Source organism: Acidovorax soli (assembly GCF_014207955.1).
Taxonomy (GTDB): Bacteria; Pseudomonadota; Gammaproteobacteria; order Burkholderiales; family Burkholderiaceae_C; genus Acidovorax; species Acidovorax soli_A.
Genome location: NZ_JACHLK010000010.1, coordinates 48230 through 66154, shown reverse-complemented (window position 1 = coordinate 66154; position 17925 = coordinate 48230). Strand labels below are relative to the sequence as shown.

Here is a 17925-nt window from a genome sequence, read left to right as displayed (position 1 = left end):
CCTCAGGCGCCGCTGGCCACTTGCGGCGCCCGCCAGGCATTCAACTGGTCCAGGTACGAGCCCGGGATCTGCTGCACTTCACCCTCGGGCCCGAGCACGCCGATGCGCGCGCCGTCCACGACCACCTGCAGGCCCGCAGGCACGGCAAAGAACTTCACCAGGTCCGGGCGGTCCACGCCGAGCTGGTAGAGCGAGGTCTTGGCAAAGCGCGCCGGGTCCTGGGCGCCGGCCTCGTCCTCGAGGTCGGTGAGCCACCAACCCGAGTCCATGGCATCGGCCGGGGCGCTGCGCGTGAGGAGCACGCGGTGCGCCTCGCGGTAATCCCGGTGCACCACCACGCTCTGGCGCAGCGAAGGAAAATCGGGCTCCCAGCCCTGGGGAGACGACAGGCTGCGCACGGTGTCCTGCTGGCTGCGCAGGTGCACCAGCGTGGCATCGACCCCATCGACAAAGCACACCGGCACGGCCTGCATGTCGGGCTCCAGCACGCGCAGCACACCGCCCGGCCCCTCCTCCTGCAGCATCGTGAACATCCAGCCGATCTGCAGGCTCTCGCCACTGCGAAAGCGCACGCCCTGCGCCACCCGCTCTTCGAAGAACTGCAGCAGCCAGGCGATGTCCTCGGCCGGCACCGCCGGGCGGGAGACGCGCAGCTGGAACTCGGGATGGCCATGCCGGCTGCAAGCGGTGGTGCGGTGGACCTGGGGCGCATCCGGCGCCGATGGAGACGACGGCTTGCGGGTGAAGGCGGAGAACAAGGAACGCAAGGGCATGGTCTTGCAAGCGACGGGGGGAAGGCGGCCAGTCTAGCCGGCCGACGGCGCCTACGGCCCACCGCGTAGGACATCGCCGCTTGTTGGCCCGCCAGCAGCCCGCTTTGCCACGCGCATGGTTAGGATGAAGCCACCCACCCTTCCACCCCCTCTCTGAATTGACCTCTATGCGCGCGATCGGTCTGCCCTGGCCTCCCAATCTCCAGATTGCCGGATCGACCTACCTGGTCAGGCCGCTGGCGATGGCCGCCCCGGCCAACGTGCCGGACCGGGTCTTCATCTTCGAGGAAGACGGCTCGCCCGTGCTCACGGTGCGCCGTGAATGGGCCAGCTACCCCGAAGCGCTCTACACCGCAGAGCAGAAGCTCCGGGAATTTCTTGCCCCCTCACCGATCGACGTGTTCGGCACCCCCTGAAGTGAACACCCCCTGAGTCGCTTCGCGCCTTCCCCTCTCTCTCCTCGCTGCGCGAGTAGGGAGGGGGACGCTCCCGGTGCACGCAAGCGAAGCGCCGCCTGTGTGGCAAGGCGGCCCTTGCACGGGAGCACTGGCCTGGGCCGCGCCAGTTTCATGCGTCGCGGGAGACGCGATGGCGGTATGGACAACTGATAACTGCCGCGCGGATCAAGACCCGGGGCCCTCGGGCACGGGCTCCCGCTCTATGCCGCGCGACAGGCAGCATTGCTGCAGCTCACTGGTGGCCAGCATGCCCTGCTGCAGCGGGTAGGTCACCCGCACCACCAGGCATTCGCTCTCGGGTGCCGACAGGATCTCTCCCGAGCGCCCCATGCCCAGCGCCGTCCAAAGCTGCAGAGCGCCAATGGCATCGGTACTGGGGTGGGCGAACCGTCCATGGGAAACCTTGCGAGCGCGGATGAACTTGAAGGTTTCGGAGCGGGTACGCATGGGCAATGGGGGCGGCAGAGAGGGTGTCGGCTGGTAGAAGCCTTCGCATCTTGTACCGCAAGCACCCAGGCCCGTGTAGGCCAACGCCGCAAGCTGCGCGGCGTGCAGGCCCACCGGCAGCCCGCCCGTACCCGCTCAGGTTCTCAAGGCCATTGCAACCGTGTCGGTGCCCGGTACTGCGAACGCAGTGGCGCGCTGGCCGAGGGCCCGCCCGCCGTGCGCACCAGGGCCGGCGCCTCGGCGCCGGGGTCCTGCACGCCGTGCACGAAGAAGCGGTCCACCAGCGCATAGTGCTCGGGCACGTTGAGCGCGGGCGCATGGCCGCAGCCGGGCACCTCGACCACGCGGGCCTGGCCGCGCGCGCCGGGGCCGCGGGTCAGCATCTCGATGGTGGTCTCGCGCAGCACCAGGTCGGAGTCTTCGCCGCGCAGACACAGCACGGGGATGTCGAGCGCGTCGTAGTGGTCCCAGATCAGGTAGTCGTTGGCATGGTGGGTGAACTGCTGCACCATGGCCGGGTCGTAGTGCGGCGTCACGCGGCCATCGGGCAGGCGGCGCGTGCTGGTCTCGGTCAGGCGGCGCCATTGCGCATCGCTGAGCCAGCCATAGGGCTGGTAGACCTGGCGGAAGAAGGTCTCGAGTTCGGCCACGGTGTCGAAGGCCGGGGGGCTGCCCGCGTAGGCCTTGATGCGCCCCAGGGCCTCGTCGGCCAGGCGCGGCGCGTTGTCGTTGAGCAGCAGGCTGCGGATGCGGCCCTTGAGCTCGGGCTCGAACAGGCCCGAGGCGCAGACCGTGCCGATGGCACCGCCCATGGAGGTGCCCACCCAGTGTGCCTGCGCAATGCCCAAGGCATCGAACAGGTCGGCCACGATGCGCGCGTAAAAGCGCAGCTGGTACTCCTCGGCCGGCTTGCGCGCCCACTGGCTCAGGCCCCGGCCAATGGTATCGGGGCAGATCACGCGGTAGCGTGGCGCCAGGTGGGCGGCCAGCTCGTCCATGTCGCGCCCGGTGCGGGCCAGGCCATGCCAGGCCACCACCACGGGGGCATCGGACGCGCCCCATTCGGTGTAGTGGATTTCATAGCCGGCGCAGGTGGCATAGCGCGATAACGGGGTCATGGTGGACAACCTTGTGAGTCAGGTGGAAAGGGAGGGCGGCATGGCGGCGTGCCGGGTCACTTCATGAGGCGCCCGTTGGCGCCGATGACGGTGACCTCGACATACCGCGAGCCGACACGGTTGGTAGGGGAATAGCCCAGGCTGATACCGCCCAGGTCGTAGTTGTTCATCGATTCGAGGGCCTTGACCACCCTGGCGCGCGTGGGCCCGGGGCCGGCGCGGCGCAGCGCCTCGACCAGCACCTTGGCGCCCAGGAACTGCTCGAAGCTGGTGTAGTTGACCTCGGCCTCGGGCGCGTACTTCTTGAGCAGGGTCTGGTACTCGCGCACCACGGGCAATTGCGGGCGGAAGGGGTAGGGCACCACCTGGCTGATGCCCAGGCCGTGCGCGTTCTTCAGGCCCGCGAGCTTCACGAGTTCGGTAGGGTCCACCACCGAGATGTTGTACAGCTGTGCGCCGCCGCCCTGCTCGCGGTAGCGCTGGATGAAGGCGGCCGCGGGCTTGTTGATGGCGATCATGATCACGGCATGCACGTCGGCCGCCTTGATGGCCTTGACGGCATCGTCCACCTTGTCGGTGTTGCGCTCGTAACCGGCCGAGACGACGAGCTTGAGGTTGCGCCTTGCCAGCGCCGCCTCCACGCCCGCCAGACCGGCCTTGCCGAAGCCATCGTCCTGGTACATCACGGCCACGCGGTTCATGCCCAGCGTGGTGAGCTGCTGCACCATGTGCTCGGCCTCGTCGCCATAGCCCGCGCGCACGTGGAAGATCCATGGGTTGAACGGGCTGCGCAGCGACTCGCCCCCCGTGTAGGGCGCCACCAGGGCCGCCCCACCCTGCTCCAGCACCCCATCGGCCAGCAGCTGGGTGATGTTGGCCGTGCCGGCAAAGCCGTAGAGCGCCACCACCTCGGGCCGGGCCAGCATCTCGCGCGTGAGGCGCACGGTGTCGGGCACCTTGTAGCCGTCGTCCACCACCCACTGGCGGATGGTGGCGCCGTGCACGCCCCCCTGGGCGTTGATGGCGTCGAAATAGACCTTGCCGCCCAGCACCATCTGCGCGCCCGTGCTGGCCAGCACGCCCGACAGCGGTGCCACCTGGCCCACCACCAGCTCGGCGCCGCGCAGCTGCGCCGCCGCCGGCAGCGCCAACAGCCCCATCACCCCCAGCATCGCGAGCGCCGCGCCCATGCGGCGGCCCCATGTGATCCATGTGTTCATGTCCGTCCTTTGTGCCGCCGGGGCGCGGCAAGGCGCCCGGCGGCTTTGTTGTGGTGGGTCGTCGTTCTTCTTATTCGGGGATGGCAATGGCTCCGGCTGCCGTCACGGCGATGGCGTTGCCCGCGGCAGGCACATCGGCCAGCGGCGGAACGTTGGCGGCGGTGATGGCCGGCGCGCTGCCCGGCGTGCCGCCGCGCGGCACGGTGCGCACCACCTGGCTGGCGGGCAGCGCCTTGCCGCTGGCCAGGTTCTCGTACACGGCGTCGAGCGCGCGGTTCAGGTACACATGCAGCGGCACATAGCGCGTGTCGTAGCCAGGCAGCACCGTGGGCAGGCCGATGAAGCTGTCGAAGTGCTGGGCATTGGCCACCTCCACATAGCTGAGCTTGCTGGCCGCGCCCTCCACGCGCTTGTTGAGCGCGGTGTAGGGGCGCGAGGTGTGGCTCACGGGCAAGAGCGCATCGGCCCGGCCATGCACGATGATGGCCGGCTTGCCGCGCAGGTTGCCAGTGCGGCGCGTTTCATCGACACCGGCCTGCAGCTTGCGCGCTGCGGCATCGCTGCCGGTGACCAGGTCGCGCAGGCACACCGCGCCCTCGGTGTTCCAGTCGAACGCACCGCTGTCGGCCAGCGACAGGAAGTCGCGCGCCGGCCCCTGCTTCGCACGGTTGTTGATGAGCTGCACACCACCGGCCGGTGGCACACCATTGCCCGTGGCGAACATGCCGGCCAGGGCCGCTGGAGGAACCAGCGGCGTGACGGCACCGGCCGTCGTGGCGCCCGCGTAGCTGAAGCCGCACAGGTGGTCCTGCACGCTGGCGCGCGAGAGCGAGTTGGCAAAGGTCACGGCCACCGCAGGCGCCACCTCGAAGGCCGCGAGAGAGGCATGCAGGTCATTGGACTCGGGCTCCCAGCCGTAGGCGCGCAGCTTCTGCAGCGATTCTTCGGCCTGCCCTGCCGTGGTATCGGCCGTGAGCAGCCCACGCGCACGCAGCGCCGCGCAGCGCCCGGGCGCGATGGGCAGGGCCGCACCCGCAAAGCCCGCGGCAAAGGCCGCCGCATAGGGGCTGGTGCTGACCGAGGGCGCCAGCGACGCGCAGGCCTGGTACAGGTTGGCCTGGGTGGTGTAGTCGATCAGCGGGCGGCCCGTGACGGCGATGGCGGTGCCGCCGCGCTGCACGGTGACACCGGGGTTGGCAGGCAGCTCCACCGCGGGCTCGGACACGGCCACGCCGCTGATCAGGCCCTGGGTATCGAGCTCGGCGGCCGCAATCGCCGCGCCGCCGCCGTTGGAGATGCTGGAGGCAATGACAATGGCATTGCCCGGGGTGATCGTGCGGATGCGCTGGCCCGAGCTGGTGAGCGCGCCATAGCGCTCGTTGAGCACGTAGTAGCCGAACTCCACCGCCTGCAGCGTGGTCGTGCCCCAGTCCTTCTCGGCGTTCTGGCCCGAGTGGGCATGCTTGAACGCGAAGCGGTTGGGCGTGGCGGCGTTGAAGGCCGCGAGCTGCGCGGGCGTGAGGTTGGCGTTGAAGGCCGCATTCTTGCCGGCTGCGGCCGCCGTGGTGCGCGTGCCGTCGATCAGCGGCACGGTGTCGTTCTGCAGGTCGTGCGGGGCGGCGCCCGTGCCCTTGTCCGAGTAGGCCACGGCGCAGCCGCGCTTGAGGCCCCACTCCCCGGTGGAGATGCCGCCATACACGCCGCGCGAACCCGATGCGGTGGCCGTGATCATGCAGGGCCGCGCGGGGTTGAAGCTGTCGGGCACCTGCACCATCAGGGTCACGTTCTGGCGGCCGCTGCCGTCGTCGGCATAGGCGATGTACTCGGTGCCGGGCACCTTGCCCTCGCCCGTGGTCACGCGGCCCTGGGCGTCCACATTGGGGCCGTAGAGCGTGCCGTAGCCGCCAGCTGCCGTCATGTCGAGCATGGCGCGGTAGTTGTTGTAGATGGCGGCGCGGCGCAGCTCGGCGCCCGTGGGCCGGGTCGCATCGGCATAGGCCGGCGGCGTGGCCGAGGCCAGGCCGCTCGCGCCCAGGCCGGCCGTGAGCAGGTCGTTGCCGGTGCCGTCGTAGCGGGTCTCGGTGATGGGGCCCAGGTAGGCCGGGCGCACATTGGTACCGCCGCCCGAGCCGCTGTCACCGCCCCCGCCGCCACAGGCGGCGAGCACGGCGGCGCACACGGCCAGCATCGCGGTTCTTTGCGTCGTCTTTGCTTTCAGGCTTGTCATTGCGTTTTGTCTCCGAGTTGTGTTGTTCTGAACTTCTGGAACGCAGCTTTACCCTGGCCGGCTTGCAGGCCCGGCCCTCACGCCACCTTGCGCGCTGCTGCCGCGCGCAGGCGCCCCACCACCCCGGTGGGGAAGTAATAGACCGAGAGGACGAACAGCACGCCCAGCCACAGCAGCCAGCGGTCGGGCGAGAGCAGCGCCGACAGCCAGGGCAGGCCCGAGGTGGCCTCGCTGCCCAGGCGCAGCAGGTCCTGCAGATAGCTTTGCGCCACCAGGAACAGCACGGCACCGATGGCCGAGCCGTAGATGGTGCCCATGCCGCCGATGACGACGATGAGCAGGCAGTCCATCATGATCTCGAAGCTGAGCGAGGTGTCCGGCCCGTTGTAGCGCAGCCAGAGCGCGAGCATGGCGCCCGCGCAGCAGGCGAACAGAGCCGAGAGCACGCTCGACGTGGTGCGGTACACCACCACGCGGTAGCCGATGGCCTCGGCGCGGAACTCGTTCTCGCGAATCGCCTGCAACACGCGGCCAAACGGCGAGTTCACGATGCGCAGCAGCGCCAGCACCAGGCCCACGGCCACCACGAAGAGCAGGTAGTAGCAGATCAGCCGCCCGTCGAGCGTGACACCCAGGAAGGGCTCGTCGAAAGGCTCGAAACTCGGCGACAGGATCTCGGGCACCTTGAAGGTCAGGCCGTCCTCGCCGCCCGTGATGTCCGACAGCTGCGAGGCCAGGGTCTGGAACGCCGCCGCCACGGCCAGCGTGATCATGGCGAAGAAGATGGCGCGCACGCGCAGCGAGAACAGCCCCACCGCAAGCGACAGCAGCAGCGAGAGCACCAGGGCCCCGGCCAGGCCCACAGCCAGCGCCGACCAGGTGGGCCCCATGCGCGTGGTGGCCACCGCGATGCCATACGCCCCGATGCCGAAGAACATGGTGTGCGCAAAGCTCACGATGCCGGTGTAGCCCAGCAGCAGGTCGAAACTCGCGACCAGCACCACGAAGATCAGCACCTTGGCTGCCACGGACAGCGCCTTGACGCCAGGGAACAGGAAAGGCGCGAACGCCAGGCCCAGGAAGATGGCCACGAGGATCACCGCCAGCACCTTGCTGCGCGGGTAGTCACCGGAGAGAAGTCGGTTCAGCATGTCAGTCGGCTCCTCATCAGCGGTTGGCCACGGGATAGACGCCCTGCGGACGCCACAAAAGAATGGCCACCATCAACGCGATGTTGGAGAACAGCGCCACCTTGGGCACCAGGAAGCCGGTGTAGTTGGCCATCAGCCCCACCAGCAGCGCGCCGATGAGGGCACCGCCTGTGGAGCCCAGGCCGCCGATGATGATCACGATGAAGATCAGCACATTGACCTGCGCGCCCATCTGCGGCACCACGTTCTGCTGGTACAGGCCCCACATCACGCCGCCCAGGCCGGCCAGGGCCGAGCCCACGACGAACACGCCCACGAACAACCGGCGGATGCGGTAGCCCAGCGACTCGACCATCTCGCGGTCCTGCACGCCGGCGCGGATGAGCAGGCCCACCTTGGTGCGCGACAGCGTCCATGCCAGCACGCCGAAGACCAGCAGGCCCACGGCCACCGCCACCAGGCGGTACTTCTCGATGGCGGCATCGCCCACGAGCAGCGAGCCGCGCATGCCCTCGGGCAGCGGCAGCGGGATCTGCTGCGGGCCCCAGATGACCTTGATCAGCTCTTCGCCGATGATCATGCCGCCCATGGTGATGAGGATCTGCTTCAGGTGCTGGCCGTACACGGGCCGCACGATGAAGCGCTCGAACGCCAGGCCCACGGCACCCGCCACGGCCATGGCCACCAGCATGGCCGGCAGCACGGCCACCAGGTTGCGCCACAGCTGGGCCGAACCGGTCCAGTCGCCCATGGCGCCCAGCACGCTGGTGGCAACGAAGGCGCCGAGCGCGATGAACACGCCGTGGCCGAAGTTGAGCACGTCCATCAGGCCGAAGACGAGCGTGAGGCCCGAGGCGATGATGAAGATGATCATGCCCATGGCCAGGCCCGCCACCGTGAGCGTGAGCCAGGTGCTGGGCGAGCCGATGAAGGGCAGCACCAGCAGCGCGAGCGCGGGCACCAGGGCCAGCGGCTTCCAGTCGAAATCGCGCAGCAGGCTCTTGCCGGCTGCCGCGGTGGATGTGGTTGCGGTGGTGGTGTTCATAGTGCCAGCCCCAGCAGCGATCGCTGCAATGCCTCGTCCTGCGCCAATGCGGCCATGCTGCCCGCATGCACCACCTTGCCGTTGTCCATCACGGCCACGGTGTCGCCGAGCCGCTTGGCGAAATTGATGTTCTGCTCCACGAGCAGGATGGTCACGCCGCTCTTCTTGAGCTGGTCGAAGGCGTCGATCATGTTGTTGATGATGGCCGGCGCCAGGCCCTTGCTGGGCTCGTCCACGATCAGCAGGTCACGCGGCTCCACGATGGCGCGGCTCACCGCCACCATCTGCTTTTGCCCGCCCGACAACTTGCCGGCCGGGTGGTTCCAGAACTTCTCCACCGCAGGGAAGAGCTTGAAGATCCATTCGAGCCGCGTGCTGTCCATCTGCGCGGCGTTCTTGGCGCCGCGTGCGGCCAGCAGCATGTTCTCCTTGACCGTGAGGTCGGCGAAGATGCCCATGTTCTCGGGCACATAGGCGATGTTCATGCCTGCGATCTGCGGCGTGTTCAGCGCCGTGATGTCCTTGCCACCGAAATGGATGGTGCCTTGCGAGGCATGCCACAGGCCCATGATGGTGCGCAGCGTGGTGGTCTTGCCCGCGCCGTTGCGGCCCAGCAGCATGGTGAGCTGGCCCTTGGGGACGGCCAAGTCCACGCCGTGCAGGATGTGGTACGCGCCGATGTGGGTGTGCACGCCCTGGAGTTCGAGCAGGTTGTTGGTGGTGCCGGTGGTCATGCGGTGGCCTCCTTGGTCACGCCCAGGTAGGCTTCCTGCACCACGGGCGAGGCGATCACCTCGGCGGGCACGCCATCAGCCACCAGGGTGCCGTTGGTGAGCACGATGATGCGGTCGGCCAGCTCGCGCACCACGTCCATCTTGTGCTCCACCAGCAGGATGATCTTGGTCTTGTCCTTCTTCAGCTCGCGGATCAGGTTCAGGATCACGGGCGCCTCGTCGTGGCTCATGCCGGCCGTGGGCTCGTCGAACATGTAGACCTGCGGCTCCAGCGCCATGAGCAGCGCCACTTCGAGCTTGCGCTGGTCGCCGTGCGGCAGGCTGGCCACGGGCGTGTCCTGCCGCTCCAGCATGGCCACGGCCTGCAGGATGGCGCGGGCGCGCTCCGTCAGCGCGCGGTGGTCGCTCCAGATGCTCCACAGGTTCAGGCCGCGGCGGTGCTTGCCCTCCTGCGTGGCCTGCACGGCCAGGCGCACGTTCTCCAGCACGCTGAGGTTGGGAAACAGGTTGGTGAGCTGGAAGGCACGGCCCAGGCCCGCATGCGTGCGCGCCGAGACCGACTGGCCCGTGAGGTCCTGCCCGCCCAGGGTGACGCTGCCTGCGCTGGCGCGCAGCTGCCCCGAGATGAGGTTGAAGTAGGTGGTCTTGCCCGCGCCGTTGGGGCCCACGATGGCGGTCAACGTGCCCGGCTCGAAGGAGCAGGTCACGGCGTTGACCGCCACGTGGCCGCCGAAGCGGATGGTCAAGTCCTTGGTGGCCAAGGTGCTCATGGGTGGTGCGTCGCTTTCACGGGTGTCGTCTTTCAGGGGTACCGGGCGCCCTGCCCTGTTTCCAGGCGGGGCCCCGGCGTTCAGCGCATTGTCATGGGCAGGTGCCGATGACGTAATAGTTCGGGCTCGTCTGCTTCAAAGTGGTGGTCACGAACACGTTCCACAGGCCCATGTTCTGGTTGGAGCCCTTGGCATAGGCATAGCCGCCGGTCTGCGTGGCGCGGCCGGCCTGCACATGCGCATAGTTGGTGGCCGTGGTGCAGGTGGCGCCGCCGCCGGGTGCGGCCAGCGTGGTGCCCGAGGCCGCGGCCGAGGTGGCGCCCTCGGCCCCGTTGGCGTCGGCGGCACGCACCGTCCAGCTGTAGCTGGTGGATGCAGCCAGACCGGTGTCGGTGTAGCTCGTGCCGCTCACCGGCAGGGCGTTGACCTTGTTGGTGTTGCGGTACACGTTGTAGCTGGCCGCGCCCGAAACGGCGCCCCAGCCGACCACCATGGAGCTGGCCGTGGCGCCCGAGGTGTTCACGCCCGTGGGGGCTGGCAGCGCGGGATTCGTGGGCGGGTTGGTCGTTCCGCCACCGCTGCTGATCTGGTCCACCATGGCCTTGATGGCCACCATCTGCGGGCCCGACTTCTTGGCGTAGTTGGCATTGTCATAGCCCCACCAGTCAAAGCAGCTGTTGGTGGCCGCCGTGCTGGTCTGGGGGTAGAGCATCACGATGTTGTTCGTGTCGGCCCAGCGGTTGTAGCCGGTGTTGCGCACGTACTGCTGCTGCACATCGCTGATGTTCTGCTTGCAGCCGTGCAGCACCACGTGCAGGCGGCAGGTGGCGCTGCCGCCGGCCTGGCAGGCCTGCGGGATGTAGGCCCAGCCGGTGGTCGCCATGCCGTGGTTGGTGATGAACTGGCTCTGGTTGAACTCGATGTAGTTGCCGGTGGGCAGCGTGGCGTTGTTGCGCGCGTTCAGCGTGCCGTACAGGTGCTGCAGCATGGCGCCAGCCAGGTCGAAATTGCAGTCGCTGACGTAGGGCGCGCCCTTGGTGGAGCAGCCGTTGCCGTAGTCATCGGTGACCATGGCGTGCTCGGCCGCGATGTCCTTCTTGTAGACCACGTTGGCGGCCGGCACGAAGCTGTTGTAGTAGGTGCGCAGCGCATCCATCACGCCGGGCTTGACCACGCTGTCCAGCGTGCCCGAAAACAGGTAGACCTTGGAAGCCTGCAGATTGGCTACCGGGTCGATGAGCCCCTGGCTGGCCCAGGTGTTGGTGGTACTCACCAGCGTGCTGGTGGGAATGCCCGCGGGGCTGGCCATGCAGCGCCCGGTGGCGTTGACGATGGAGCCTTCGGCGCAATAGAACGGCCCGCCCGCGACCACGCCCGCGCCCTTGGCGAAGGTGGCCGAGTAGGCCACGTGCAGCTGCACGGCCATGAAGCCGCCGGCCGACAGGCCCGACACGGTGGTCTGCGTGGTGTCGATCTTGAGCGCGGGGAGGTTGACGGCAGCAGACGCGCCGCCTGCAGCGCACAGTGCCAAAGCAGCTCCTGCTGCGGCCGCCCGGATGAAATTGAAAGCCATGTTGTCTTGTCTCCAAATAATTTTGAAAAAGTCTGACCCAGCCCCCGTGTAGACCCGGGGGTTCATGCATCAATTCACTGGAAAAAAAGGGGCGGCCGCCCCCGCGAGGATGGATCCTGAAAAGCAGGGCTGCTGCCCCACCCGTCAGGCCACGCAAATCTAAGGCTCCGCTGAACAGGTCTCTCGCGTGTCGAGCATCCCTGCCTTGGGCGATCTGCTGAGTTGCAAATCCTCGCCATAGCACGGGCTATGGCTGCGGTTTGCGCCTTGCAGCTCATCCCAAATCAGGGCGCTCGCCATCGCTCAGACCTGTCCAGCGCAGCCTTATCGCTTGTTGCGAATCGGCACTTGCATCTCTTCAGGCTTGATCTCGCGCACCAGCTCGGGCACGCCCCAGGCGAAGGCCGGGTCCACCTTGATCTTGAAGTGGTACATGCTCTGCATGGCCTGGTGGTCTTCCTTGCGGAAGGTCATCTTGCCCTTGGGCGTCTCGAAGCTCATGCCCTCCATGGTCTTGATGAGCTTGTTGGTGTTGGTGTCGCCGTTCGTGGCCTTGAGGGCCGTGACCAGGGCCATGGCCGAGCTGAAGCCGCCCGCGGTGAAGAAGTCCGGCGGGGTCTTGAACTCCTTGTAGTGCGCGGCCACCATGGCCTCGTTCACCGGGTTCTTGGGGATGCCGAAGTAGTAGTAGGTCGCGCCTTCCATGCCCGGGAAGTTCTTGTAGCTGGCCATGGCGGGCAGGATGTTACCGCCCGTGGCGATCTCGATGCCGTAGCGCTTCAAGTCCAGGTCGGCGATCTTGAAGGGGTTGCCGGCGCCGGCCCAGATGATGAAGATGACTTTGCGGCCGGGCACGTCCTTGAGCTTGTCGATCAGGCGCTGGGCACCAGCGGTGAAGTCGGTGGTGGTGGTGGGCAGGTACTCCTCGTGCACCAGCTTGGCATTCTTGAGCGCGTCCTTGAAGGCCTTCACGCCATCGCGGCCGAAGGCATAGTCCTGCGCCAGCGTGGCCACGGTCACGCCGGCCTTATCGATGGCCACGGCGTTGGAGATGGCGTCCTGGCTGCTGTTGCGGCCGGTGCGGAAGATGTACTTGTTCCACTTGTCGCCGGTGATGGCATCGGCCACGGCGGGCTCCACCAGCAGGATCTTCTTGTACTCCTCGGCCACGGGCAGCAGGGCCAGGGCCACGCCCGAGGAGGTGGGGCCGACGGCGATGTCGGCCTTGTCGTCCGAGTAGGCTGAGGCCAGCAGGCTCTTGCCCAGGTCAGGCTTGCCCTGGTCGTCCTTTTCGATGACGACGAGCTTCTTGCCGCCCACGGTCATGCTGCCGCCGGTGGCGTAGTTCAGTCCCATGAGCAGGCCGGTCTGGGTCTGCTTGCCGTAGGCCTCCAGCGGGCCGGTCTTGCTGTAGATGTGGGCGATGCGGATCTCGCCGGACTGGGCGAACGCGGGGGCGGAAAGCGTGGCCGCGGCGGTAACGGCGGCGGTGGCGAGGGCGACCAGGGTGCGACGGTGCATGGCGATGTCTCCTTGTAGTGATGCCTGAACATTGCACAGTTCGTGCCAAGGCACAAGCTGTTGATTCGTATGGGTTTGTGAACAGCACTCAAATGGGTGTGTTCAAGTTTTATACATTCAATTTGTCTAAATTTCAGACATTTGCCTGAAATTTATTCAGGGTTTTCCAGACGTCCATACAGCGTGGCGCGCGAGATGCCCAGTTGCCGCGCCGTGGCCAGCTTGTTGCCGCCATGGGCCTTCATGGCAGCGGCGATGGCGCGGCGTTCGAGCTCGGCCACCTGCTCGGCCAGGGGGCGCAGGTAGCGCGACTCGTCCTCGGCCTCGGCCACCACCACGGCGCTCGTGTCCTGCACCGGCGCGGCGGGTTCGACACCGGCCTCGCGCAGGATGCGTTCGAGCTGCGCGGCATCAATGGACTGGCCCTCGCTGCGCATCACGGCCTGCTCGATCACGTTGCGCAGCTCGCGGATATTGCCGCGCCAGGGCTGGCCCGCCAGCAGGGCCATGGCATCGGACAGCACCTCGGGCGGCGGCGTGCCATTGCGCAGCGCCAGGTCATCGCCCAGCGACTCGACCAGCGCCGGGATGTCGCTGCGCCGCGCGCGCAGCGGCGGCACGCGCACAGGCAGCACATGCAGGCGGTAGAACAGATCTTCGCGAAACCGCCCTTCGCGCACCTGGGCCGCCAGGTCGCGCGAAGTCGCCGCGAGGATGCGCACATTGAACGGCACCAGCTTGTTCGAGCCCAGCGGCTCGATCTCGCCCTCCTGCAGTGCGCGCAGCAGTTTGGCCTGCAGGCTCTGCGGCATGTCGCCGATCTCGTCGAGGAACAGCGTGCCCCCATCGGCCAGCTTGAACTTGCCGTCACGCCCCTTGGCCGATGCGCCGGTGTAGGCGCCGGGCGCCACGCCGAAGAACTCGGCCTCCAGCAGCGTGTCGGGCACGGCCGCGATGTTCACGCTCACAAAGGGGCCGCCGGCGCGGCTCGACGCGGCGTGGATGGCATGGGCCAGCAGCTCCTTGCCCGTGCCCGTCTCGCCCAGCAGCAGCACCGGGCTGGTCGACTGCGCAGCGCGGCGCGCCTGGCGCTTGACCTCGGCCGCGGCCGGGCTCGATCCGATGAAGCTGGCGAAGGTGTACTTGGAGCGCCGCTCGCCATCGCCTGCAGCTGCCGCCACCAGGCTGCGCCGGCGCTGGCTGGCCAGTTCGCGCCGCGCATCGTCCAGGTCGCGCTGCAGCAGCGCGAACTTGCTGATCAGCGGCTGCAAGGTGGTCTCGGGGTGGTCGAAGAGCACGATGCCGATGGCCCCGATGACGCTGCCCCCATCGTCGCGCAAGGGGATACGGCTGACCACGAAGGTACCGGCCTTGTTGGTGAGCAGGTCGATCAGCACCGGGTTGCCGGTCTCCAGCACGCGGCGCATGCCGGTGTTGGGGATCACCTCTTCGACCATGCGGCCCAGGAACTGGTCCAGCGAGCTGAAACCAAGGTCCGGCAGGAAACGCTGGTAGCCCTCGTTCACCCAGACGATGCGCCCGCTCAGGTCCACCAGGAACATGCCCTGGCTGACGCTGGAGAACAGGTAGAACATGGACCGCGCCGCCAGTTCGAGGATGCCCTGGGCATCCAGCGGCAGAGCGGGGGCGTCGTCGGTGAGCGGGGGCATGGGGCGATGGTAGCAAGCCCGCTGCCCGCCGCAGATCAATCCGCCGTGGACTCCGCGGCCTGCACCCCGCTCACCGCACGCAGGCCACGCGCCATGCGCAGCACCACCACGGGCTGGGCCGCTTCGGCCGCCCCCGTGCCCAGCGGCTGGTCCACCAGGATGCAGGGCTTGCCCGTGCGGCGGCAGTGGTCCTGCACGCGCCAGTATTCGTCGTGGCTGATGCAGCCGGTCTGGCAGATCACGAGGTCGGCCGCGGCCAGGCTGGAGTCCAGCGCCGGCGATGCCGGGGCAGCGGGCTCGGACACGGCCTGCGCCGGCGCCACGGTGGCCGCCGCCACGGCCTGCAGGCGCCAGCGCAGGCACTCGCGCGAGAGGCTGGCGATGCGCTCGACCAGGGTGGCGATATGGCGTGCCATGTCGCGCCGGCGCTTGAGGCCCGGCTGCGCGGCCTGCAGTTGCTGCAGTTCGTCCTGCGCCATGGCCAGGCGCGTGTCGCGCAGCACCACGGCGCCACGCAGGCGCACCACCTCGGCCCTCAGCTGCTCCAATTCACCCGCCTGCCGGGCCAGCGCCTCGCTGCAACGTGTCTGCGCTTCGCCCAGTTGGCGGCACAGCACCAGGAACTCCTCGGACAGGGTATGCATGCACCATCCTCGATAATAAGAACGATTCGCATTCTATGGTATGATTCCCCCGTCTGAGCAAGCCGCCTGGTGGGGGGCATCCCAGGGAGGCGAGTCCCTGGTGCCTGGCTTGCGAAGTTTGCTGGGCGGGCAAGGTCGGGGCGTACCCAGGACCATCCAAGTACGCCAGGGCCTGCCCGCCACCCCTGCAAACCCTGAACGACAGCCGCACCGCGCGCGGCAGCACCCATCATGCGCGGGCCGGCGCCACCGCGTGCAAGGCCATGCAGTTGCCTTCGAGGTCCTCGACTTCCGCGACGAATCCAAAACGGCCGACCTCGGTCACCGGGTACAGCACCACGCCCCCGGCAGCCACCGCCCGCGACAGCGCGGCATGGATGTCCGGCACGCGGAAGTAGATGCGGGCGCCCGCACGGCCAGGGACATAGCTCTCCCCCTGGGCCAGCGCACCGCTCGCGCCACAGCCCTCCTCGTCAAAGGGAAAGAACGCCATCTCGTTGCCGTCGACATGGGCCTGCTCGAACCCACAGCCCAGGACCGCCCGGTAAAAGCCCATGGCCCGCGCCAGGTCATGCACCGGGATCTCGAAGTAGGACACGGGATTCGACGCGCAGTTCATCAGCCAGCTCCCTCGGTGATCGGCAAACAGCAGCAGCCCGGCGGCGCTGCGGCCAAGCCCCCTCCCTCCGAGCATAGCGCCCCAGGGTTGCAGGCTTCCCGACGGGGTTCAGGGATTTCCGCGGTTGATGAAGGGATCAGCGCTGCGGCGGCGCGGCAAGGGCAGCAGCCGGCTCGGCGCATCGTGGAACGCCACCGGCTTGCGCGCCACGATGAAGAGCCGGATGTCCTTGCCCCGGGTGCCATGCCGCTCCACGGAAACAATGTCCAGCCCCTGGCCGGCCATGGCCGCATGCAGCTCGGGGCCTTCGAAGCTCAGCACGGCGGGCGCCTTGCCGATGGCGCGCATCAGCGGCAGCGCGAGCCAGGGAATGAGCGGGTTCATCTCGGCGATGCACGGCGTCTTGGAGATCAGAAGCCCCCCGGGGCGCAGCGCCTGCACCGCCCGCTGCAGCGTATGGTCGAGGTCGCCCACCAGGTGCAGCACATTGAAGGCCAGCACCACGTCGTAGGCCTGCTCGCCAAACCCTGGCGCCTCGGCATCGGCCACCGCAAAGCGCAGCTGCGGCACCGGCTGGGCCGCCAGCTTGCCCTGGGCGATGGCGACCATGCCGGCCGAGACATCGGTCGCATGCAGGCTGCGGGTGAAGGGCGCCAGGCGCAGCGCCGTGGTCCCCGTGCCGCAGCCGATCTCCAGCACGTCCTGCTCGGGCGACAGCAGCGCCTGCACACGCTGCAGCGTGGCCTCGTAGCCCGCCATGTCGGCAATCGGGTCGGCGGCGTACTTGGGTGCAATGCGGTCCCAGAACAAGGCCTTGCGGGCCATGGCTGCGCGGGCCTGTGTGGATGGCGCGCTGTCGGCCGGTGCGGCGGCGACGGCGGTGGTGGTGGTGGTCGGCATGGGGCGAAGCAAGGTCGGTGCGATGGAAAACTGCAGGGGATGCTATCCATGCAAAGCCCTTCCAGGAACTGCCAGAATTTGCAGTGAACATATACATTGATGCATGGATAAACTCGACTGGAACCAACTCCGGGCGTTTCTGGAAACCGCCGAAACCGGCTCGCTCTCGGCCGCCGCCCGCAAGCTGGGCCTGACCCAGCCCACGCTGAGCCGCCAGGTCGCCGCCATCGAGCAGCGCATGGGCGTGACCCTGTTCGAGCGCGTGGGCAAGGCCATGGCACTCACCGCCACCGGGCTGGACCTGCTGGAGCATGCGCGCGCCATGGGCGCCGCCGCCGAAGCCCTGGGCCTGGCGGCCACGGGCCGCTCGCAGGCGGTGGGCGGGGTGGTCTCGGTCTCGGCCAGCGACGCAGTGGCCAGCTTTCTGCTGCCCCCGCTGGTGCGGCGCCTGCGCGAGCAGGAGCCAGGCATCGTGGTCGATGTGATCCCGTCCAATGCTTTCAGCGACCTGCTGCGACGCGAAGCCGACATTGCCGTGCGCCACGCCAAACCCGAGCAGCCCGAACTGATCGCCCGGCTGGTCCGCGAAGCCTCGGCCCACTTCTATGCCTCCGAAGACTGGGTGCAGGCCCACGGCCACCCGCGCCGGGCCGAGGAAGCGGCGCGCCTGCCCTTCGTGGGTTCGGACCGCGCCGGCCGGTACCTGGCCTACCTGCAGCACCACGGCCTGCCCGTGACCGAGGCGAACTTCACGGCCTACGCCGACCACACGGTGGCCCATTGGGCCCTGGTGCGCCAAGGCCTGGGCATAGGCGCCATGATGGAAGAGATCGCCCAGGACACGCCGGGCGTGGTCCGCGTGCTGGACGAGGTGCCGCCCGTGCGCTTTCCGATCTGGCTGGTCAGCCACCGCGAGCTGCGCACGGCGCGGCGCATCCGCGTGGTGTTCGAGGCGTTGGCGCAAGGCCTGCAAGCGGGCTGAGCGACCCGCACTCGCCAAGAAAAAAGGGCGGTACGGCAGAAACCTGCCATACCGCCCCAACTACCCAAAACAG

The 17925-nt window shown here is 68.2% G+C and carries 17 protein-coding genes; 2 read left to right on the top strand and 15 right to left on the bottom strand.

Annotated features, from left to right (window positions below):
* Positions 1–2: 2 nt before the first annotated feature.
* Positions 3–773, bottom strand: coding sequence for a hypothetical protein (locus HNP48_RS22725; RefSeq protein WP_184861378.1), 771 nt, complete (start codon positions 771–773; stop codon positions 3–5).
* A 167-nt stretch (positions 774–940) separates the two neighbouring features.
* Here HNP48_RS22725 and HNP48_RS22720 point away from each other — a divergent pair, with 167 nt between their 5' ends.
* Entirely contained in the window at positions 941–1189 is a 249-nt protein-coding gene (locus HNP48_RS22720) for a hypothetical protein (protein ID WP_184861661.1), read from the top strand.
* A gap of 207 nt (positions 1190–1396) precedes the next feature.
* Here HNP48_RS22720 and HNP48_RS22715 read toward each other — a convergent pair whose 3' ends face one another.
* The 14 genes from HNP48_RS22715 to HNP48_RS22650 form a co-directional block, all read right to left on the bottom strand.
* Positions 1397–1678, bottom strand: coding sequence for a hypothetical protein (locus HNP48_RS22715; protein ID WP_184861376.1), 282 nt, complete (start codon positions 1676–1678; stop codon positions 1397–1399).
* Between the two features lie 143 nt (positions 1679–1821).
* Positions 1822–2796: an alpha/beta fold hydrolase gene (locus HNP48_RS22710; protein WP_184861374.1), complete on the bottom strand. Its 975-nt coding sequence runs from the start codon at positions 2794–2796 to the stop codon at positions 1822–1824.
* A 56-nt stretch (positions 2797–2852) separates the two neighbouring features.
* On the bottom strand, positions 2853–4016 hold the full coding sequence (locus HNP48_RS22705; RefSeq protein WP_184861372.1) for an ABC transporter substrate-binding protein: 1164 nt from the start codon (positions 4014–4016) through the stop codon (positions 2853–2855).
* Positions 4017–4086: 70 nt separating this feature from the next.
* Positions 4087–6243: a D-(-)-3-hydroxybutyrate oligomer hydrolase gene (locus HNP48_RS22700; protein WP_184861370.1), complete on the bottom strand. Its 2157-nt coding sequence runs from the start codon at positions 6241–6243 to the stop codon at positions 4087–4089.
* A gap of 77 nt (positions 6244–6320) precedes the next feature.
* Positions 6321–7394, bottom strand: a complete 1074-nt coding sequence (locus tag HNP48_RS22695; RefSeq protein ID WP_184861368.1) for a branched-chain amino acid ABC transporter permease — start codon at positions 7392–7394, stop codon at positions 6321–6323.
* A 16-nt stretch (positions 7395–7410) separates the two neighbouring features.
* Positions 7411–8439 (bottom strand): branched-chain amino acid ABC transporter permease, encoded by a 1029-nt coding sequence (locus HNP48_RS22690; RefSeq protein ID WP_184861366.1) that lies wholly within the window; start codon positions 8437–8439, stop codon positions 7411–7413.
* Entirely contained in the window at positions 8436–9173 is a 738-nt protein-coding gene (locus tag HNP48_RS22685) for an ABC transporter ATP-binding protein (protein WP_184861364.1), read from the bottom strand. The genes HNP48_RS22690 and HNP48_RS22685 overlap by 4 nt, the downstream gene beginning before the upstream one ends.
* Positions 9170–9943, bottom strand: a complete 774-nt coding sequence (locus HNP48_RS22680) for an ABC transporter ATP-binding protein (protein WP_184861362.1) — start codon at positions 9941–9943, stop codon at positions 9170–9172. Before HNP48_RS22680 ends, HNP48_RS22685 begins: the two co-directional genes overlap by 4 nt.
* A 91-nt stretch (positions 9944–10034) precedes the next feature.
* On the bottom strand, positions 10035–11516 hold the full coding sequence (locus HNP48_RS22675; RefSeq protein WP_184861360.1) for a fibronectin type III domain-containing protein: 1482 nt from the start codon (positions 11514–11516) through the stop codon (positions 10035–10037).
* Positions 11517–11840: 324 nt separating this feature from the next.
* Positions 11841–13037, bottom strand: a complete 1197-nt coding sequence (locus tag HNP48_RS22670) for a substrate-binding domain-containing protein (RefSeq protein ID WP_184861358.1) — start codon at positions 13035–13037, stop codon at positions 11841–11843.
* 152 nt (positions 13038–13189) lie between these two features.
* Positions 13190–14707 carry a sigma-54-dependent Fis family transcriptional regulator gene (locus HNP48_RS22665; RefSeq protein WP_184861356.1) on the bottom strand — a complete coding sequence of 506 codons (1518 nt, stop codon included), beginning with the start codon at positions 14705–14707 and terminating at the stop codon, positions 13190–13192.
* Positions 14708–14742: 35 nt separating this feature from the next.
* The gene (locus HNP48_RS22660; RefSeq protein WP_184861354.1) at positions 14743–15351 is read right to left on the bottom strand and encodes a DUF2325 domain-containing protein; all 609 of its coding nucleotides are present in this window, start codon (positions 15349–15351) and stop codon (positions 14743–14745) included.
* A gap of 229 nt (positions 15352–15580) precedes the next feature.
* Entirely contained in the window at positions 15581–15970 is a 390-nt protein-coding gene (locus tag HNP48_RS22655; protein ID WP_184861352.1) for a VOC family protein, read from the bottom strand.
* Positions 15971–16078: 108 nt separating this feature from the next.
* Entirely contained in the window at positions 16079–16870 is a 792-nt protein-coding gene (locus tag HNP48_RS22650; RefSeq protein ID WP_184861350.1) for a class I SAM-dependent methyltransferase, read from the bottom strand.
* 103 nt (positions 16871–16973) lie between these two features.
* Between HNP48_RS22650 and HNP48_RS22645 the strand changes: the two genes are divergently transcribed.
* On the top strand, positions 16974–17852 hold the full coding sequence (locus tag HNP48_RS22645) for a LysR family transcriptional regulator (RefSeq protein WP_184861348.1): 879 nt from the start codon (positions 16974–16976) through the stop codon (positions 17850–17852).
* Positions 17853–17925: the final 73 nt, after the last annotated feature.

What these genes read in the sequence shown, in the direction of transcription:
- HNP48_RS22675 (WP_184861360.1), bottom strand. Translation starts at nt 11,516, where the DNA reads ATGGCTTTCAATTTCATCCGGGCGGCCGCAGCAGGAGCTGCTTTGGCA.
- HNP48_RS22690 (WP_184861366.1), bottom strand. Translation starts at nt 8,439, where the DNA reads ATGAACACCACCACCGCAACCACATCCACCGCGGCAGCCGGCAAGAGC.
- HNP48_RS22645 (WP_184861348.1), top strand. Translation starts at nt 16,974, where the DNA reads ATGGATAAACTCGACTGGAACCAACTCCGGGCGTTTCTGGAAACCGCC.
- HNP48_RS22685 (WP_184861364.1), bottom strand. Translation starts at nt 9,173, where the DNA reads ATGACCACCGGCACCACCAACAACCTGCTCGAACTCCAGGGCGTGCAC.
- HNP48_RS22660 (WP_184861354.1), bottom strand. Translation starts at nt 15,351, where the DNA reads ATGCATACCCTGTCCGAGGAGTTCCTGGTGCTGTGCCGCCAACTGGGC.
- HNP48_RS22725 (WP_184861378.1), bottom strand. Translation starts at nt 773, where the DNA reads ATGCCCTTGCGTTCCTTGTTCTCCGCCTTCACCCGCAAGCCGTCGTCT.
- HNP48_RS22665 (WP_184861356.1), bottom strand. Translation starts at nt 14,707, where the DNA reads ATGCCCCCGCTCACCGACGACGCCCCCGCTCTGCCGCTGGATGCCCAG.
- HNP48_RS22670 (WP_184861358.1), bottom strand. Translation starts at nt 13,037, where the DNA reads ATGCACCGTCGCACCCTGGTCGCCCTCGCCACCGCCGCCGTTACCGCC.
- HNP48_RS22680 (WP_184861362.1), bottom strand. Translation starts at nt 9,943, where the DNA reads ATGAGCACCTTGGCCACCAAGGACTTGACCATCCGCTTCGGCGGCCAC.
- HNP48_RS22650 (WP_184861350.1), bottom strand. Translation starts at nt 16,870, where the DNA reads ATGCCGACCACCACCACCACCGCCGTCGCCGCCGCACCGGCCGACAGC.
- HNP48_RS22710 (WP_184861374.1), bottom strand. Translation starts at nt 2,796, where the DNA reads ATGACCCCGTTATCGCGCTATGCCACCTGCGCCGGCTATGAAATCCAC.
- HNP48_RS22720 (WP_184861661.1), top strand. Translation starts at nt 941, where the DNA reads ATGCGCGCGATCGGTCTGCCCTGGCCTCCCAATCTCCAGATTGCCGGA.
- HNP48_RS22695 (WP_184861368.1), bottom strand. Translation starts at nt 7,394, where the DNA reads ATGCTGAACCGACTTCTCTCCGGTGACTACCCGCGCAGCAAGGTGCTG.
- HNP48_RS22715 (WP_184861376.1), bottom strand. Translation starts at nt 1,678, where the DNA reads ATGCGTACCCGCTCCGAAACCTTCAAGTTCATCCGCGCTCGCAAGGTT.
- HNP48_RS22705 (WP_184861372.1), bottom strand. Translation starts at nt 4,016, where the DNA reads ATGAACACATGGATCACATGGGGCCGCCGCATGGGCGCGGCGCTCGCG.
- HNP48_RS22700 (WP_184861370.1), bottom strand. Translation starts at nt 6,243, where the DNA reads ATGACAAGCCTGAAAGCAAAGACGACGCAAAGAACCGCGATGCTGGCC.
- HNP48_RS22655 (WP_184861352.1), bottom strand. Translation starts at nt 15,970, where the DNA reads ATGAACTGCGCGTCGAATCCCGTGTCCTACTTCGAGATCCCGGTGCAT.